Raw genomic sequence first — 270 nt, forward strand, 5'->3', positions numbered from 1 at the left:
CTAGAAGCGCGGGTAGCAAAAAAGCTGTCACCGTGCTTCGATGAAACTGAATACGAATTGATCTCTCGTGATCTATGCGTACCCTTAGAGCAAAAACTAGATGTCTTTGTAGGTGATTTAATCAAGGTTTCCCATTTTTCTAGTGACTATGTGGCGGTTGTGAAACTTGGAAAGTATGAACAGGATGGAAGCGGTAATGAGTATGAACCTTCAAAATGTGTAGGTTTTTATGCGGAAGCGGTAAACCCAAAAGCCACTGATGAAGACGGC

Annotated in this window: 1 protein-coding gene; it reads left to right on the forward strand. The window is 42.6% G+C overall.

What is annotated here, in order from left to right; genetic code table 11:
* Window positions 1-270 (forward strand): hypothetical protein (locus tag R0J92_RS23180; protein WP_411053402.1); only part of this gene is annotated, 270 nt, incomplete at both ends.

The organism is Tritonibacter sp. SIMBA_163 (assembly GCF_046535935.1).
In the GTDB taxonomy this organism is placed as follows: domain Bacteria; phylum Pseudomonadota; class Alphaproteobacteria; order Rhodobacterales; family Rhodobacteraceae; genus Epibacterium; species Epibacterium scottomollicae.